Annotated in this window: 15 protein-coding genes and 1 pseudogene; 3 read left to right on the plus strand and 13 right to left on the minus strand. The window is 64.7% G+C overall.

Features of this window, described 5'->3' with window-relative positions; translation table 11 throughout:
* Window positions 1-347: 347 nt before the first annotated feature.
* The 12 genes from fni to BSG20_RS38720 form a co-directional block, all read right to left on the minus strand.
* Window positions 348-1,397: a type 2 isopentenyl-diphosphate Delta-isomerase gene (fni, locus tag BSG20_RS32495; RefSeq protein ID WP_072381969.1), complete on the minus strand. Its 1,050-nt coding sequence runs from the start codon at window positions 1,395-1,397 to the stop codon at window positions 348-350.
* Between the two features lie 85 nt (window positions 1,398-1,482).
* Window positions 1,483-2,385: a terpene synthase family protein gene (locus tag BSG20_RS32500; RefSeq protein WP_072381967.1), complete on the minus strand. Its 903-nt coding sequence runs from the start codon at window positions 2,383-2,385 to the stop codon at window positions 1,483-1,485.
* Complete coding sequence (locus BSG20_RS32505) at window positions 2,382-3,932, minus strand: hypothetical protein (protein ID WP_072381966.1); 1,551 nt, start codon at window positions 3,930-3,932, stop codon at window positions 2,382-2,384. Before BSG20_RS32505 ends, BSG20_RS32500 begins: the two co-directional genes overlap by 4 nt.
* A 126-nt stretch (window positions 3,933-4,058) precedes the next feature.
* On the minus strand, window positions 4,059-5,057 hold the full coding sequence (locus tag BSG20_RS32510; protein WP_072381972.1) for a polyprenyl synthetase family protein: 999 nt from the start codon (window positions 5,055-5,057) through the stop codon (window positions 4,059-4,061).
* 151 nt (window positions 5,058-5,208) lie between these two features.
* Complete coding sequence (locus tag BSG20_RS32515; RefSeq protein WP_072381970.1) at window positions 5,209-6,552, minus strand: cytochrome P450; 1,344 nt, start codon at window positions 6,550-6,552, stop codon at window positions 5,209-5,211.
* On the minus strand, window positions 6,552-7,406 hold the full coding sequence (locus tag BSG20_RS32520; RefSeq protein ID WP_024318843.1) for an SDR family oxidoreductase: 855 nt from the start codon (window positions 7,404-7,406) through the stop codon (window positions 6,552-6,554). Before BSG20_RS32520 ends, BSG20_RS32515 begins: the two co-directional genes overlap by 1 nt.
* The gene (locus BSG20_RS32525; RefSeq protein ID WP_072381964.1) at window positions 7,373-7,702 is read right to left on the minus strand and encodes a ferredoxin; all 330 of its coding nucleotides are present in this window, start codon (window positions 7,700-7,702) and stop codon (window positions 7,373-7,375) included. The genes BSG20_RS32520 and BSG20_RS32525 overlap by 34 nt, the downstream gene beginning before the upstream one ends.
* Before the next feature lies 1 nt (window position 7,703).
* On the minus strand, window positions 7,704-8,993 hold the full coding sequence (locus tag BSG20_RS32530; protein WP_072381962.1) for a cytochrome P450: 1,290 nt from the start codon (window positions 8,991-8,993) through the stop codon (window positions 7,704-7,706).
* A gap of 94 nt (window positions 8,994-9,087) precedes the next feature.
* Window positions 9,088-10,290: a cytochrome P450 gene (locus tag BSG20_RS32535; protein WP_072381960.1), complete on the minus strand. Its 1,203-nt coding sequence runs from the start codon at window positions 10,288-10,290 to the stop codon at window positions 9,088-9,090.
* Between the two features lie 355 nt (window positions 10,291-10,645).
* Window positions 10,646-10,915, minus strand: coding sequence for a hypothetical protein (locus tag BSG20_RS32540; protein ID WP_244541516.1), 270 nt, complete (start codon window positions 10,913-10,915; stop codon window positions 10,646-10,648).
* Between the two features lie 53 nt (window positions 10,916-10,968).
* Window positions 10,969-11,346, minus strand: coding sequence for a hypothetical protein (locus tag BSG20_RS38060; protein ID WP_244541515.1), 378 nt, complete (start codon window positions 11,344-11,346; stop codon window positions 10,969-10,971).
* The gene (locus BSG20_RS38720) at window positions 11,322-11,498 is read right to left on the minus strand and encodes a Mu transposase C-terminal domain-containing protein (RefSeq protein WP_244541514.1); all 177 of its coding nucleotides are present in this window, start codon (window positions 11,496-11,498) and stop codon (window positions 11,322-11,324) included. The genes BSG20_RS38060 and BSG20_RS38720 overlap by 25 nt, the downstream gene beginning before the upstream one ends.
* Window positions 11,499-11,794: 296 nt before the next feature.
* On the opposite strand from BSG20_RS38720, the pseudogene BSG20_RS32550 reads away from it, so the two are divergent.
* A pseudogene (locus tag BSG20_RS32550) lies at window positions 11,795-12,216 on the plus strand (ABC transporter permease); the annotation flags it as partial.
* Between the two features lie 364 nt (window positions 12,217-12,580).
* Here the strand turns inward: BSG20_RS32550 and BSG20_RS32560 are convergent.
* Window positions 12,581-12,784, minus strand: coding sequence for a cold-shock protein (locus tag BSG20_RS32560; protein ID WP_072381952.1), 204 nt, complete (start codon window positions 12,782-12,784; stop codon window positions 12,581-12,583).
* A gap of 1,021 nt (window positions 12,785-13,805) precedes the next feature.
* Here BSG20_RS32560 and BSG20_RS32565 point away from each other — a divergent pair.
* Window positions 13,806-14,966 (plus strand): IS110 family RNA-guided transposase, encoded by a 1,161-nt coding sequence (locus tag BSG20_RS32565; protein WP_072381950.1) that lies wholly within the window; start codon window positions 13,806-13,808, stop codon window positions 14,964-14,966.
* Between the two features lie 434 nt (window positions 14,967-15,400).
* A partial coding sequence (locus BSG20_RS32570; RefSeq protein ID WP_143147582.1) for an IS110 family transposase occupies window positions 15,401-16,119 on the plus strand: 719 nt, incomplete at its 3' end.

The following is a 16,119-nucleotide window of genomic DNA, read 5'->3' on the forward strand; positions in this document are numbered from 1 at the left end:
AAACGCGCCTACGGCTTGGGGCGCTGCACCTGGCGTGGGCTCGACCACTTCAAGACTTATGTCTGGTCCTCGGTGGTCGCTTACAATCTTGCCCTCTTCGCCCGCCTCAGATCGAACTGACATCCATGTCGCCAGCCAAAACCCGACCGGCGGAACGCCGGCAGTTGCCAATGCGCGCATTTCCACCAGAAATCCTGGCCGCCGCAATTAGCACCCATGAGCCACACCGCATGGCTTCAAAGCGGCCACCAAGCGGAACCCAAACGCGCTGCAAGCACAAGAAAACCAGCCGTTTATGGACGGAAACTAGTCTAGGCGCCCGCCGCCACGTGCGGGCGACGCCGGCATTAACCGGCGGGCAGATGCGCCGAGGGCAACAAGCGCGCCTGACGCAACGCCGCCAGATCGGCCGAGCCGGTGCAGAAGCAGGCGACGGCCAACTGGCGGATGACGATCTCGAAATGCGCGACAACCGCCTCGGTGGACACCGTCGCCGCGTCCAGCACGCCGGCCGCCTGCCCGGCGATGTCCGCGCCCAGGCGGATGGCCTTGGCCACGTCGACGCCGTCGCGGATCCCGCCCGACGCGATCAGCTTCACCGTCGGCAGCGCCCGACGTACCGCCTGCACGCTGGCCGGGGTCGGAATCCCCCACTCGGCGAACGCCATCGCCACTGCACGGTCGGCGGCATTGCGGGCGCGCTCGCCCTCCACCGCGGCCCAATTGGTGCCGCCGGCGCCGGCGACATCGATCACCGCCACGCCTGCCTCGACGAGCGCACAAGCCACAGAGGCGGACAGGCCCGACCCCACTTCCTTGGTCACGATCGGCACGCCCACGCTGCGTGCGGCGCGAGCGATCTGCGCCAAGACGCCGCGCCAGTCGCGATCGCCCTCCGGCTGTACCGCTTCCTGCAGCGGATTGAGATGGACGATGAGTCCATCGGCCTCCAGTGCATCCACCGCCCGGCGCGCCAGATCCAGGCCGTCGGCCTCGCGCAGTTGCGCGGCGCCGATATTGGCCAGCAAGGGAATGTCTGGGGCCACGCGGCGCAGCGCGCGCGTCAACCCCAGGGAGTTGCCGGATTGCAGGCTTACGCGCTGCGAACCGACGCACATGGCGATCCCCAAGGCTTGCGCTGCCTCGCTCAAATGCCGGTTGATGGCCTCGGCGCGTGGCATGCCGCCGGTCATGGAGCTGATCAGCAGCGGCGCGCGCATGGTCTTGCCCAGCAGCGACGCGCACAGGTCGATCTGCGTCAGGTCCAACTCGGGCAATGCGCAGTGTTCGAAACGGATGTACTCCCAGCCTGCGGCGACCGTGGCCGGTGCCGTTCGCCGATCTAACACGATGTCCAGATGGTCGTCTTTGCGCCGGCTCAGGGCGGTGTCGCTCATGCTCGCCCCGTCCGTCGCATCGGGCGACGGCGTTGCGTCGGATCGGACCGACGGCAGCGCGCACACGTTGCCGCCTCCCGCACGTTCAGGCCGGCGCACGCTGGCCTCCCCCCGCAGCGTCGCTGCGGTAGCGGCTGGTCGATGTCTGGTAGTACTCAGCGCGGATTGCCGCCATGGCCTCGATCAACGGTCCCCACGGCGCGGGAAAGCGTTCTTCCGCCATCACCCGGTGCAGCATGCGCTTATGGCCGGCCAGCTCGTTGTTGAGGAACTCCAGCACAGGCATAGCCGGATAGCGCTGCAGCAGCAGGATCGCCGCGTTGTCGGCCTCGCCGGCCGACCTGTCCTTGTCGCGTCCATGCAGATCGTTCTGCAGGCGCCCTATCGCGGAGATGAGCCGCAGGACCTGGCGAAATGCCGGACGCGCGCGCAAGGTCGCCATGTCCAGCCCCCAAAGCAACGACAGGCAACAGAACACGTTCGCGTAAGCGATCGAATCGATGCCGTTGTGCAGGTACTCGGCGTAGGACCAGCGTTCCGCCCCAGCCGCCTGCGCGTGTCCGGCGCGCAGCGCCGCGCAGTAGCACCGGGTATCGTCGAGAAGCTGAGCATAGTCGCGACGATCGTAGGCGAGCGCGGCCAGCGAAGCGCGCAGCGCAGCGCAGCCCTCGAATCCGGGAAGCGCGCACGGCACGCCTTGCCCCAGCGCCTGCTCCACCGCGGCGAGCTGCTCCGGCGCGATGACGCCAAGGTCGTTGCAATCGTCGAGCCAGAACAGCAGCGCCAGTTCGCGATAGAACGCCACGATCAGCGTTTCGTTCTGCGGATCGCGGCCGGTGCGGGCGCTGGTGTCGCGCAGGCTCGGGTGGATGCGCTGCAGGATGTACTGGCCGCCCCTGACCGCTTCCAGGGCATGCTCGTCGGCGAACCCGGTCAGGGAACGCCCCCACTCCAGCACCTGCTGCAGCGCGCGTTCGGTCTGGATCATGGCGCCGCTCCTGCTCCCTCGGCCAGGACGCGCCGCCCCCAACGAAGCGCCAGCCACAACCCGGCGAGTTCGGCCACGCGCACGACCCGGGTGGGGCAATACAGTTCCTTGCCGATCCACAGCGGCGTCTGCGGCAATGCATGCGCCGCATGGCGGGCGAGCATCCACTCCAGCGCACGCGCCACCGCCTGCGCGATGCGCCGGCGACCTGTCGGCTCTTCGCTCCCGTCCATCACGTGCAACGCGAACAGCGCATAGGCGGTTTCCTCGAATGTGGACGCGCGACCGGCGCCCCAGCCGCCGTCGTCGCGCTGCGCCTGCAGCAGCGCCGCGAGCGCGCGCTCGTCGCGCCACTGGGGCTTGCCTTGCGCTAGCGCAGCGACCGCATGCGCGGTGGGATACAGCCACGAAACGTGCCATTTTTCGTTGTCCCATAGACCGTGCGAGTTGCGATTGGCCTCGACGTAGGCGCTGGTGCCGGCGGCGGGCTTTCCCAACAGTCGCAACGCATGCAGGGCATGGATATTGGTCGACACCGAGGCATTGCGCTCGCCCGGGAAGGTGACGAACAACTCGCCGATTTCGAAATGGCGCAACGCATCGACCGCCGGGTCGCGGCCTGAAAGGCGCAGCACGCACAACGCAACGGCGGTGTCGTCCGCATCGGCCGCGAAGTGCAAGGCCGGGCCCAGACCGCGCACGCCCAGGCGGGCGTCGAGCTGCGCGACGATCACGCGCACCGCCTCGGCGAGCGCGGGATGAGCGAAAAGCCCGGCCAGATGGAGGGTGTACAGCGACCAGCATGGCTCAAACACATTGATCGGCCAGACGTTGGGAACGACACCTTCGATGCCGCTGCGCGTCGCCCGCGATGCCGCCTGCAGATACGCGTCGGCGCGCCCGACCTGCGGCGTGCTCCCCTGTGTCACGGCGTGCGCACGCCACGCGGCGGTGGCCGCCGGACTGATGCCGATGCTGCCGTCGTCATCCGGGCATGCGGTGGTCGGCGACGTCCCCCAGGCTTCCCAGGAGTGCAGCAACGGATGGCCGCTCAGCAACGTCGCCGCCGCCCCCAGCTTGACCAGGCACGCTTGCTGCAGCGGCAAGAGCGCCGGGTGGCGCGGAAACGCCACGCCGCCCAGCAAGGATGCGGCCTCGCCGCACAACTGCGGCAGGATCAGCTCCACGCCGATCGGCGCGTCTTCCGGCACCGCATGCGCGTAGGGATCGGGCTGGCGCTCGAGGAACCGGGTTGCAGCCTGGACTGCGTCGGCAGCGCCGGGAAGAGCATCGGCACGCTGCAATGCCAGCAACGCCGCCCACGTGGGCGCATGGCGGAACAGCGGGAAGTCCGCGCTTCCCCATCCGCCATCGGCTTGTTGCTGCGCGATGAGCCACACGTATGCGTCCTGCCGCCCGGTGACGTTGCCGTGGAACTGCAGAGCTCGCGCCGTGTCATAGACGGACGGACCGACGCTGCCGCCGTCGCTCATCTCCCTCAGCAGGTGGCGCAATTCGGAAAGGATCTGTTCGGACAGCGCGTTCACGCGGGATGCTCCTTCTGCAGGCGGTTGACGAGAACCAGGATCGGGCAGACGCCGCGCACGTCGCTGCGGAGTCGGATACAGTGCAGCATGCACCGCTGCCGGGCGACTCCATGCGGACGGGCGCGCTCATGCGCATGGCGCGTGCTTGAACAGATACGCGTTGGCCCGCTGCAGCATCTGCGCCAACCGTTCCGCACGCGGCCCCAGCGGGGCGATGGCCTCCTCGGCGTCGCGCAACAGATCCAGCGCGAATTGGCGCGCTGCCTGCAGGCCCATGATCGACGCGCAGGTCGGCTTCTGAGCCGCCGCGTCCTTGCCGGGGGTCTTGCCCAGCGTCGCGGTATCCGCTGTCGCGTCGAGAATGTCGTCGACCACCTGCAACGCCAGGCCGAAACAGGCGCTGTAGCGATCGAGCGCACAGTACAGCGCAGCGTGCGCGGCATCCTCCGCGATGGCGCATAGCGCGCCCATGCGAACGGACGCGCGCACTAGCGCACCGGTCTTCATCCGGTGCATAGCCACGATCCTGTCCAGCTCGACGTGCTTTCCGACAAGCGACAGATCCATGGCCTGCCCGCCTGCGGCACCCTCGGCGGACACCGCCTGCGCCAGTTCGCGCACGAGCGCGATACGGTTGTCGCCCGGCGCATCCAGGCTCGCCAGAGTCAGGAAGGCGTGCGCCTGCAGCGCATCGCCGACCAGGATCGCAGTGGCTTCGCCGAACTTGACGTGCACGGTCGGAAGGCCGCGGCGAAGCACGTCGTCGTCCATCGCGGGCAGGTCGTCGTGGACCAGGGTACAGGCGTGCATCATCTCGATGGCGGCGCCGACGTCGTCGAGCATGTGCGCCGGCGTGTCGGCCAGTGCGCCGGCAGCCAGACAGAGCAAGGTTCGGGTGCGCTTCCCGCCATGCAAGGTGGCGTAGCGCATCGCCGCCATCAGCTCGGTCTCACCGTCGTCTTCGGCGCAGAGAAGACGCGCCAGCGCCTGTTCGACCCGCTTTGCGCCGTCCTGCATCCAGATCTCCGGCAGCAACCTGCCGGATGCGCCGCGCGCCTGCGCGCCCAATCCGCCGAGCGCGGAAACGCCAGGTCGGTCGTCGTGTAGCTTGGAACCGGTCTGCATGTTCATGTCCTTGTACCTGACAGGAGATGGCCACGGCGAGCGGCGAGCCGCCGCGGTGTTGCCGGCGTCGCACCGAGCGCGCGCGCCGAGTGCGGCAATGCCGCGCGTCGCCGGCGCCGCTGCCTCGCCACACGGGGCATGCGATGCCAGCTCATGAGAATCCGATGCGGACTTTCATGGACGGATGTCCGGTCGGGTAATAGCGCCGGCCTTTTTCGACGTCGCTCAGCAACCGCGGCCGCACCCCGGCCTTGTGCATGGTCAGCGCCAAGGCGATGCAGAACTGCACCATTTCCAGCCATACCAGGTGGTAGCCGATGCAGACGTGTGGGCCGGTACCGAACTGCAGCATGTCCACCGGCCGGATCGGCTCCGTGCGTTGCAGCCACCGCGCCAGGCGGAACTGATCAGGCGCCTCGTGCAGCAGCGCCGAGGTCGAGAAATGCAGCAGCGGGATGCACAGATGGGTGCCCGCGGGAATGCGCCGTTGGCCGAGTTGCAATTCCTGCAGCGCGCGACGCGGCAGGAGCGTGACCGCCGGATGCAGGCGCAGCGTCTCGCGGAACAGCGCCTCGGCGACTGGACACTGCGCAAGGTCCGCGTGCCGGGTCGGCACCGCGCCCACGCGTTGCGCCTCTCCGACCAGGGCGTCCCACAGCACAGGCTGCCGCGCCAGCTCGATCACCATCCAGGCCATCGTCGAGGCGGTGGTCTCGTGACCGCCAAGTAGCAGCAAGCGGATATTGGCGACCAGGACGTCATCGGAGAGCGCATCGTCGCTGCGATCGAAGGCGCTCACCATGTCGTTGATCAACCCGGTGCGCGCGGCATGCGCGCGCGCGTCGCGGACGAACTGGCGCAACTGTGCGTCGATCCAGTCGCGGGCGGCGCGGCCGCGCCGCAAGGGCAGTCCGGGCAGGTCGACCGGGGGCGCGACGATCAACTGCAGCAGTTGCCGGTACTTGCGATGCCATCCCGGCAGGTCCTGCGCTGGGATTCCCATGAGGCTGAAGATGAGCTTGAGCATCAGGTCACCGGTTTCGCGCAGGATGGTTACGTCGCCGCGGTCACGCCACGCCTGCACCCGCGCCCAGATGACGGGCGCGAACAGGTCGCCGATGCCGGCCTGGGTCAGCCCCTTGGGCACGAACGCCGCCTTGATCGCATCGCGCGCCTGCCGGTGCGCGCCGCCGTCCTGGGCGACCAGCGTTCCGCCAAGCAATTCGGGCGCGATCTCTTCGATCAGCGCCGAGGACACGTCCTTGTGCCGGAGCAGTGCGAACGCATCCGGATCCACGCAGGTCATCTGGTGTCCGGCAGGGCCGAAATCCAGCCAGAAGTGGCTGCCCAGCGTACTTTCCGCGCGCCGCAGCAGGCGCGGCAGGTCGCAGACGATGGCGGGAAGATGCCCGACCAGGGGGAAAGCGCCGGGCACGACGGGGATGTCGTGTCGCAGCCGGTGCCGACGGTTCAGCGGGTTGAGCAGCATGTCCATCAGCTCCATCTGCAGCGCGGCGCCGCGGCCGCTTCGGGGGTGTCGCCGGCAGGCCGCGCGGCGCGGCTGTTGCCACCGTCGGCGTACGTCGGCACATGCGCCAGCATGCCGCCGTCGATGCACACGACCTGGCCGGTGATGAACGCAGCATCGTCGGAGAGCAGGAACGCCACCAGCGCGGCCACGTCCTCGGGGCGGCCGACGCGCGGCAGGAGCTGGTGCCGGCTAAGATGCCGTTGCATGCACTCGTCCAGCTTAGCGAGGAGACGCTCGGTCATGATGAGACCCGGCGCAACCGCGTTGCAGCGGATCTGCGCATGACCGTACTGGGTGGCGAGCGAGGCCGACAGCATGTTCATCGCCGCCTTCGACGCGGCGTAGGACGTCAGCGCGGTGTCACCGCTGAGCCCCTGGCACGACGACATGTTGACGATCGCGCCACTGCCGCGGGCGATCATCCGTGGGATGGCCTGCCGGCAGCAGAGCAGCGTGCCGCGCAGATTGGTCGCCATGGTCTGATCCCAGACCGCCAGGTCCAGGTCGAGGATCGCGCGGTCGCGCGGGGTCAGATGCATGGCGCTCGCGTTGTTCACCAGCAGGTCGACCCCACCGAAGTGCCGCTCCGCCGTCTCGAACAGCGCTGCCACCGCCTGCGCATCGGCGATGTCCATGGCCACTGCCAGCGCGTGGCCTGCTTCGGCCGCGATCTGCGCGGTGCAGGCGATGGCCGCCGAGCCATCAATGTCGGCCACCACCACTCTGCCGCCCTCGCGCGCGATGGCGAGGGCGCATGCCTTGCCGATGCCGGCGCCCGCGCCGGTCACCACGGCCACCTTACCTTCAAACCGTCCCATCGTGCCCCTCCTGTATTGCTTTGGTCTTTCGCGGCATGCCGCTTGGCCTCCGCCGGAGAAGGCGCAGGGTCGTCGCTGGCGCGCTCGTCGTCGCCAGCGTCGCTTTCGATGACCCGAATGGCGGCGACCGGGCACTGGCTGGCCGCGAGCCGCACGGCGGCATGCATCGCCTGCGGGACCGTCGACACGCACACTTCGGCCACGCCGTCCGGTTCGCGCTGGCGAAAGGTGCCCGGCAGCGTCAGCACGCACTGCCCGGTGGTTCCACACAGATCCTCGTCGACTACGACGCGCATCTCAGCCCCCCTGCACATGCAGCCGCACCGGCAGCGCGCGGAACGTCCTAAGGAATGCGGAGGGCTCCCGGGTCGGCTGCTCGGCCAATGCCAGCGTGGGGAAGCGCGCCTGGATCCGCGGCAGGCTCTCGGCCAACTGCACCCGGGCCAGTTGCGCACCGAGGCAGAAGTGGATGCCATGGCCGAAGCTCAGCATGATCTTCCCGTCGGTCGACATGCCAGGACTGGCGCCGTAGAACCGCGCGGGATCGAAGCGGTCGGGATCGGCGAAGGCGTCCGGGTCGCGATTGCCGGCCGCGATCAGCACGCGCACGTCCGCGTTCTTCGGGATCACCACGCCGCCCAGTTCGATGTCGCGCTGGGCGATACGCGGAATGGAGCTGAACATGGCGGGCGCGTCGCAGCGCAGGACTTCTTCGACGAATGCCTCCACCCCCACGGCGTCTCCCTGCAGCCAGTGCCGCTGTGCGGGATACGCCAGCATCGCCAGGACCGCATGGTCGATGGTCGCAGCAGTGGTGGCGAAGCCGCCCAGCAGCATGCCCCACAGCATGCTGATCAACTCCGCATCCGACAGGGTGTCGGCATCGTCGTCGTGTGCGCCGACCAAGCTCGACACGATGTCGTGGTGGGGATCGGTGCGCTTGCGTTGTATGAGGTCGCTGAAGTAGGCCTGCACCCTGGCGCTGACCGCGTCCGCTGCGGCGAGCTGGGGATCCCTGGCGTGCGGGCTCAAGCCTTCCAGAATGGCGCCGATGCCGGCGGCGAGCCCGAACATGTCGTCCTGGGGCATGCCGAACAGTTCGGCGAAGACCAGCATGGGCAAGGCGAGCGCGAATTCCCGATGCAGGTCCACCGCCTCCCCGCGCTCCAGCGCGGGCGCCATGCCGTCCAGGCGCGCTGCGACGATGCGCGCGATGCTCGGCCGCAGGTTGTCGATCTGGCGCATGGTGAAATCGCGCGAGATCAGCCGGCGCAGACGCGTATGCGTCGGTGGTTCCTTCATCGCTAGCGTGGACGCCAGCAGATTGAGCGACAGGCTGGTCGCCGCACGCGGGAAATAGCGGGCCAGTTCGCCCGGCGCCGGTCCCCGAAATGCATCGCCCGTGGCCTTGAGCGCCCAGTAGATGTCGGCGTGGCGGCTCAACAGAAAGAGGCCCGACGCGGCGCGATGCACCGGATCGTGCTCGCGCAACCACCGCATGAACGGATACGGGTCGTGGATGCACGCTGGCGACGCCAGTTCGGCGAAGGCGTCTCGGCATGCTGCCGTGGTTTCTTGCACGTCCATCTTGGTTACCTGTTGGCTGGTTGATCTGACCAGCGCGCGCCACGCGCGCCGGCAAATTGCGGAGAAGATCGCGATTCCCGGCGACTTCCGCGCATCACCAGAGCACCGGGAACTCTTCGAACCCGCCAGTGATGATCTCCTTGCGCAACTTCAGCTCTTCGGGCGCCACGGCCAAGCGCAGCGCGGGAAAGCGCTGGAAGATCGAACCGAAAACCACCTTGAGTTCCAGCCTGGCCAGCGCCACGCCGATGCAGTAGTGCGGCCCGGAGGAGAACGCCAGGTGTGGTTTTTCGTCGCGTCCGATGTCAAAGATTTCCGGGTCGTCGAAATGGCGCGGATCGAACGACGTCGCCGGTAGGCCGATCAGCACCTTGCTCTCCGCGGGAATATGCACGCCCGCGATGGTCACGTCGGTCCGCGGATAGCGCATGATGCCGTCCCAGCCCGCGCCCGGCGGGTACATGCGCAGGATTTCCTCCACCGCCTTGTCCACCAGGGATGGATCGCCGACTAGGCGTTCGCGCTGTTGCGGATGGCGGAACATGGCCAGCAGGCCGAATTCGATCTGCGCGACGGTGCTCTCGTGCCCCGCCACCAGCATGCCCGCCGCCAGGCCGATCGCCTCTTCCTCGGTCGCCTTGCCATGGTCGACCGCCGCGAGCAGATCCGTCAGCAGGTTGTCGCCCGGATCCTGGCGCTTCTCGCGCATCTTGCTGCGAATGTAGGCGAGCAGTTCTTCCCAGGCCAGGCGCGACGCGCTGCGCGGGCCGCTTTCATGCTGGTGCGTCATCACCTCGTCGGACAGCCCGGCGAAAAAGGCGTGATCCTCGTAGAGCACGCCCATCAGCGCGCTGATGACCATTGCCGGAAGCGGAAAGGTGAGGTGGCGCCGCAGGTCGGCAGGTTGGGGCTGGGCCGCCAGCGTCTCGAACAACTGGGCGGCGATCGCCTCGACCTGCTGCGCGAGCAGCTTCACCCTGCGGTTGCTGAAGGCCGGCGCCACGATCGTGCGTAACCGGGCATGCTCGTCCCCTTCGTGCGAGACTAGCCACCCCGGCGACCCGAGAATCACCGAATCCGGGGTGAATGCCGCCGGCGGAATTCCCGCGGGCCGGAACGCGGGGTCGGACAGCGCCGCCTTGGCCTCGTCGTAGCCTGTCACCCACCAGCCTTCGTGCCCGGATGGGAAGCGCACGCGGTGGATCGGACCGTTGGCGCGTAGCGCCAACATCTCGGGCGAGGGCTCGATATGATCTGCGCGCCACATCGGCAGCGTCGGCAAGGGTTGTTTGGACATGGTGGCACTTCACTCTCTAAGCGATGGAAGGGCGGAAGGTGACCGGCAGGCGCTGCGGGCAGCGAATGACGTAAAACGAAGCTCTACTAGTACTTGTTTTAAGACAATAGGAGCAGAAGATATATTTGAGAATATATACTGTTTATAATATGTAAAAATCCGATAAGGCATTAATTTTTCTCAAAGATCTGAAACTATACCAGAATATATTTTAGAATATATTCTGGTTCATTTTTCCAACTGGTGGATTTGACGTGATACATCTCGGGAATCGCGGCTGTCACTTAGCAATTAAACGTGAGAATGCGGTTGTTTCAGCCGGATTTGGCAGATGAGAATCCGAGGGGCAGGATTCTCAAATTAACTGCAACTGCGACGACGCCACCGAACGGCGTGTATGGTTCATGATCTCATCGGTGGCGCTGCTGAAAGGCACTTTGTTGACACCCGTCATTTGGCCGCGCAGCATTTCGAGCATCTCCGGTCCGGCCCGCTCGACGACGGCTACTCCGCCCAGCAGAGCCGGTCGCAGATGCAGCGACAGGATCGGAATTGCGGGTGTAGGCAGGTTCCTCCGTTCCGTAGCGACGACACCATCGAGATCTGGAATGATTGCGCCGAGCACTCTGAATCGCCACGGTTCGTACTCACGAGGAAGGTCTCTCGGCACGCATCGCATCAGCAGAAGGCGCGCGATTTCGGCCGGCGAAGTCCAGGTTGTTCAGCGAGCAGCGCCGCGGCGCTCGCGGTCAGGTGGGAGATTTCGTTGTTCATGGCAGCTCGCCCCGTGTCCTCGACAAAGGGCACAGGTTTGCTGGAGTCGATGCCGCGAAGCGAGCCCCATCCGCGGTCATCCGCGTTCGTTTTTGGCTTTTCCTGCGCCACCGCGTCGTACGGCTGCCCTCTTCTTGGTTGCTGCATCCACCAGTTGACGCTGCGCGACTGCCGTGCCCACGATGGCGCGGGTATTGCCTTCCTGTCGCCCTTTCGCCAGCAGTGCGCGTCGCGCCCCCACGGGGTCAAAGGCAGGGTCAAATCAGCGTAGCGCGCTTCCACGAAGTTGCCCAAAGGTCGCCGTACGAAGACGGGCCATGTCCCGAGGGTCGTATTTGACGAGCAGGCGACCAGTAGCGCAGACCAAAGAGATGAATTCCGGTTGGCCGCAATGTGCGCTCCTGTTCGGGCAGGAGCGCGAGCCAGAAACGCATTCGATCCTGCGGCAGTCGCAGCGGAATCTCCGCCACGGTTCGGTGATCTCGCGCTCCCGCAACCAACCCGATCTGGCAGCAGTTCCTGACCTTTGCTTCGGATGTTGCGCGCGACAACCTTGGCACCTCCCTCCTGACGGGCAGCCTGTCCTCCAGGACAATGAGGTGAGAAAGTGCATGGGTGAAGAAACAGTCGCCTGCAATTACTGTGTCAAGTAGGCGATGTCGATACGGCCGGGATCCGCAACCCAGTCGAGCTTTGGCGTAAACGACGATAAGCCCGACGATGCTGAGCGGCTCTCGCACTCGCCGCGGCACTCGGCCCCGGCATGGTCACGCCGTCATCGCGATCAGCCTCACCGCCTGGCCGCCCTTTGCACGGCTTGCCCGCGCCGAGACGAAGCGCCTGAAACAGGCGGACTTCATTGCGGCTACGAGGCTTCAGGGCGCCTCGACAGCGCGGATTGTCCTGCGTGACATCCTGCCGCTCCTCTTCCCCACCGTGCTGACGAGGCTCACGACGGAGCTCGCCGGCATGATCCTGACTGCCGCTGGCCTCGGCTTTCTCGGTCTCGGCGCACAGCCGCCGCTTGCCGAATGGGGCGCCATGGTCGCCGACGGCCGCGCTTTCCTCGCCGACCAATGGTGGGTCTCGACACTTCCGGGGGCCGCGATCTTCCTTGTCAGCTCCGCCACCTCGTGCTCGGCGCCGGCATAGTCGGCGTCTATGGGCCGCATCCAGCGGCAGGGGACGTCGTGCATTTGGTCGCTCACCTGCTGTCCGACCTGTCAGGGAAACTGGCAAGCGTCGGCGCGGCGTTTCCGTTGCCGCATGGGCGGGGCGATGAGTTTCATTATGGATCGCCGGCGCCCGATCCGCGTGGATTGCCGAAGGGCCGTGGCCGAGGGGTATTGTGGATCCCTAACTGCATCTCGACGCGATCAAGGTGAAGACTCGGGATTTCAGGTAAGGAGGTAACGACGGGCCGACGGTTCTAATCCCGCCAAGGCTATTGGAATTTGACTAGCCTGCCTACGCTCGGAAACTGAAAAATCCGCGGCCAATCCTCTTGCTCATGCGGTCAGAGCACGCTCACGTTTTCGGCCTTCGACTTCCCGGTCTTCCGGTCTTGGCCCAGCTCGTAGCTGACCTTCTCGCCTTCTCGGAGCGAATCGCCTCGTTGCAGGGCAGACACATGGACGAAAACATCCGCTCCGCCATTCTCGGGCGTAATGAAGCCAAATCCCTTGTCTTCATTAAAAAATTTCACGGTACCTATAGGCATGATTTTCCTCTTTAATTCTGCGGCGAGTTTGGCCCGCCAATCGAACCTATAGCTCCGAGCGTACCCTTGTCCACCAACGGTCTGCTACTTTTCAGCAATATTCCCATTCGTAGGAACTCGGCAACTGAAACGGGGTCAGACGGGCCTACCTCATTGCCTGAGAGGTGAACTGCGTATCGGTTCGTGAACACCGTTGGGTGCTCGGGGTCGAGCCGATCTGCAAGCTGCTACCGATTGCCCCACCTATTACGACTTAATCACGCTGTCGCCAAGCGGATCGACATGGATAGCCTGTCGGCCCGCGCCCGGCACAGCGGAACAGCTGCAGTCAATTCTGATCGCTGACCGATCGCCAGCGCTGAAAGCGAAGATTTCAGTAATCGCGTAGGGCGTCCGAACGCCGGAACCAAAACCAGAAAGGCGGTGCTAAGACCACGAGAAGTCCTCGGCCAAAACAACCCGGGGTGACGGTCACGAGCTCATTTCGGCCGGTCTCTCCGAAGTGTGGACCGGCTCGACCAACCTCAGCGAGGATCCCTCGTGGTGGCGGCCACCGAATTTGCAAAGCGCTCGTCCAAGAGTTCCCCCGGACGGCGCCACTGATGGATGAGCGCTACAAGCATAAGCTTAAATAGCTATCTAGACGCGGCATCCACCGGTTGTTCGATGGCCTGGCACAACCGGTGCTCTCAGCCGCGAACCGAAATCACCACCACGTCCAGATGCCAAAATCCGCTGCACGAAATGTCGGGGTTTGTCGACTCCGCGACACGGTGTTGTTCGGCCCGGCCTGCCGCTGCTGTAAGTGAAGCCACTGCGCAGAATGGTTTTTGAGGCTCTTTCTGCGCAGTTGGCACGACTCTTGAATCTCTCTCGTTGCGCGGCAGCAGGAGCTGCCGATGACCGTTACCGAGTGATCTTCCCATTTGAGCGCTAAAAAAGGAGATCCCATGGGTGCACGACGGCCGACCTTTTTGCAGAATGAGTGGCCGTAACTTAATGCACTTATTGTGAGGCCCCGATGTTCAAGACCGAAAGAGCTGCGATCGCCATTCACACGAATCTTGGCGCGATCTTCGTTTCACTGGAGCTTAGTCGTTCGACTTGGCTGATTACATCGCTCGCGCCGGGGAACGGTGAGAGGATGTCGAAGCACTCCTTGAAAGCAGGAGACGTCGCCGGATTGTTTGGTCTGCTTTCGACACTGCGGAAGAGATGCCGGGCCAGAACCAGGAATGATTATCCTATCGTCACCATTCAGGAAGCCGGGCTCGACGGCTTCTGGATCCATCGCGTGCTTGAGAAAGAGGGGATCGAAAGCCATGTCGTGGATGCAGCATCGATCGCGACATCGCGCCGCCACCGGCGAGTGAAGACAGATCGTATCGATGGCGAGGCGCTGCATCGGGTCCTAATGGCCTATAAGAGGGGGGTGCCACGCGTGTGCTCGATGGCACGAGCGCCATCACCTGACGAGGAAGACCGGCGACGGATTGGCCGGGAATGTAAGGCGCTAACAGCCGAGCGGGTCGCTCATATCAACCGCATAAAGGGTCTGCTGTTCTCGCAAGGCATCACCAACTATGAGCCAATGAGTAGAGATCGGCGGCAACAGCTGGAAGACTTGCGGACTGGGGACGATCGTGCCTTGCCAGCGCATATGAGAGCGCAGATAGGTCGGGAACTGGATCGGCTGGAACTTCTCCTCGAGCAAATCAGGACAGTCGAAGACGAGCGCGAGGCGCTCATCGCTGCGCAGACCGCGCAGGCAAGGCCTTCGCCGGTGACGATGCTACTTGAGATCAAGGGGATTGGTACCGAGTTTGCAAACATCCTATGGACGGAGGGGCTGTTCCGGCATTTTGACAACCGTCGCCAGGTTGCTGCCTATGCTGGACTGGCTCCGACACCTTGGCAAAGCGGAGCTTTTGATCGGGAACAGGGTGTTTCAAAAGCGGGCAATCCGCGGCTGCGGGTGACATTAATCCAGCTATCCTGGCTATGGTTACGGCATCAGCCGAACTCGGCGCTCAGCCGATGGTTCAATGCACGCGTCCACCGCAACGGTGGGCGTATGAAGAAGTCGACCATTGTCGCATTGGCCCGCAAGCTGCTGGTCGCAATCTGGAAATACATCGCCTCGGGTGTCGTCATTGAGGGGGCAACCATGAAGAGAGCTTGATTGCCACTACATATCACCCGTTCCGAAATCTCCCAGGATCTCATCAATCCTGGCGGATCCAGGTCGACGAACCGAATGCTACCATGGCGAAATGCCGGTAACGGAGAATGGTCTCGTCGTCCTGAGCCCCACCCGCCGCAAGCGGGATCTTGGTATGCAGCGACAGCGCCGACCGAATGTGAGGTTGATCAGGCTCGGAAAACGAGCTGTGTCATGGAGTCGGGCTTAGAACCTGGAGCCGATGCTGTGAAGAGGACTGACTTGTTATGACCGACTTGACGCAGACTTTCCCATGTGAGGTGGCATGAAAGATGCCGCGCCCGTTGAGAGAACGGATCACTAATATGCAGACGCTGATCGAGGGACAGTCACGCTTCCAGCCTTTCGGCTTACCTTATTGGGGTTTTGCAGATCTCAATAAGGGAGTTGGAAGCATGACTGCCTCTTATGAATACCATATCGGCGTCGACTACCACAAATCCTACAGCCACCTGGTGGTGCAGGACAGCAGCGGCAAGACGTTGCGCTCCGGCCGGGTGAAGAACGATCGCCAGTCGCTCGGTGGGTTTCTCGAACGATATCGCGAGAACTCGCATGCCGTCGTCGAGGCCACCCGCAACTGGATGGTAATGTACGACTGGCTCGACGACATTTGTGATGATGTCGTCCTCGCCCATCCGTTGAAGGTCAAGGCGATCGCCGACGCCAAGATCAAGACCGACAAGATCGACGCGACGGTGCTGGCGCATCTGCTCAGGGCCGACCTGGTACCGGAGGCCTGGGCACCCGGCGAACGCGCAAGAGAGCTGCGCGTCGCGCTGCGCGAGCGGATGTTTTACGTACGGCTGCGCACGATGACAAAGAACCGGATCGTCACGGTGTTTGACCGCTATCCGGAGCAGACCGCGCAGTTGAAGAAGCTCGGTGATCTGTTCGGCAAGGCCGGCCGCGTCCAGCTGGCGCAGGTGAACGTCTCGGAGATCGACCGGGTCCAGATCGACCGTGGTCTCGACTTCATCGGCGACATCAATGAGCGGATCAAGCAGTCGGAAGCGACGATCCGGGCGATGACCAAGGCCAACACCAACGTCAAGCTGTTGAAGACGATCCCCGGCATCGGCGAGTTCTTCGCCCGGCTGATCGACGCGGAGAT

Origin of the sequence: Rhizobium tibeticum (assembly GCF_900110205.1) — a bacterium.
Lineage (GTDB): Bacteria > Pseudomonadota > Alphaproteobacteria > Rhizobiales > Rhizobiaceae > Rhizobium > Rhizobium tibeticum.

Excerpts from the sequence above, each read along its gene's own strand:
- fni (WP_072381969.1), bottom strand. The coding sequence starts at position 1,397 with ATGAGCGACACCGCCCTGAGCCGGCGCAAAGACGACCATCTGGACATC.
- BSG20_RS32500 (WP_072381967.1), bottom strand. The coding sequence starts at position 2,385 with ATGATCCAGACCGAACGCGCGCTGCAGCAGGTGCTGGAGTGGGGGCGT.
- BSG20_RS32510 (WP_072381972.1), bottom strand. The coding sequence starts at position 5,057 with ATGCAGACCGGTTCCAAGCTACACGACGACCGACCTGGCGTTTCCGCG.
- BSG20_RS32515 (WP_072381970.1), bottom strand. The coding sequence starts at position 6,552 with ATGGACATGCTGCTCAACCCGCTGAACCGTCGGCACCGGCTGCGACAC.
- BSG20_RS32520 (WP_024318843.1), bottom strand. The coding sequence starts at position 7,406 with ATGGGACGGTTTGAAGGTAAGGTGGCCGTGGTGACCGGCGCGGGCGCC.
- BSG20_RS32525 (WP_072381964.1), bottom strand. The coding sequence starts at position 7,702 with ATGCGCGTCGTAGTCGACGAGGATCTGTGTGGAACCACCGGGCAGTGC.
- BSG20_RS32530 (WP_072381962.1), bottom strand. The coding sequence starts at position 8,993 with ATGGACGTGCAAGAAACCACGGCAGCATGCCGAGACGCCTTCGCCGAA.
- BSG20_RS32535 (WP_072381960.1), bottom strand. The coding sequence starts at position 10,290 with ATGTCCAAACAACCCTTGCCGACGCTGCCGATGTGGCGCGCAGATCAT.
- BSG20_RS38720 (WP_244541514.1), bottom strand. The coding sequence starts at position 11,498 with ATGCGTTTCTGGCTCGCGCTCCTGCCCGAACAGGAGCGCACATTGCGG.
- BSG20_RS32560 (WP_072381952.1), bottom strand. The coding sequence starts at position 12,784 with ATGCCTATAGGTACCGTGAAATTTTTTAATGAAGACAAGGGATTTGGC.
- BSG20_RS32565 (WP_072381950.1), top strand. The coding sequence starts at position 13,806 with ATGTTCAAGACCGAAAGAGCTGCGATCGCCATTCACACGAATCTTGGC.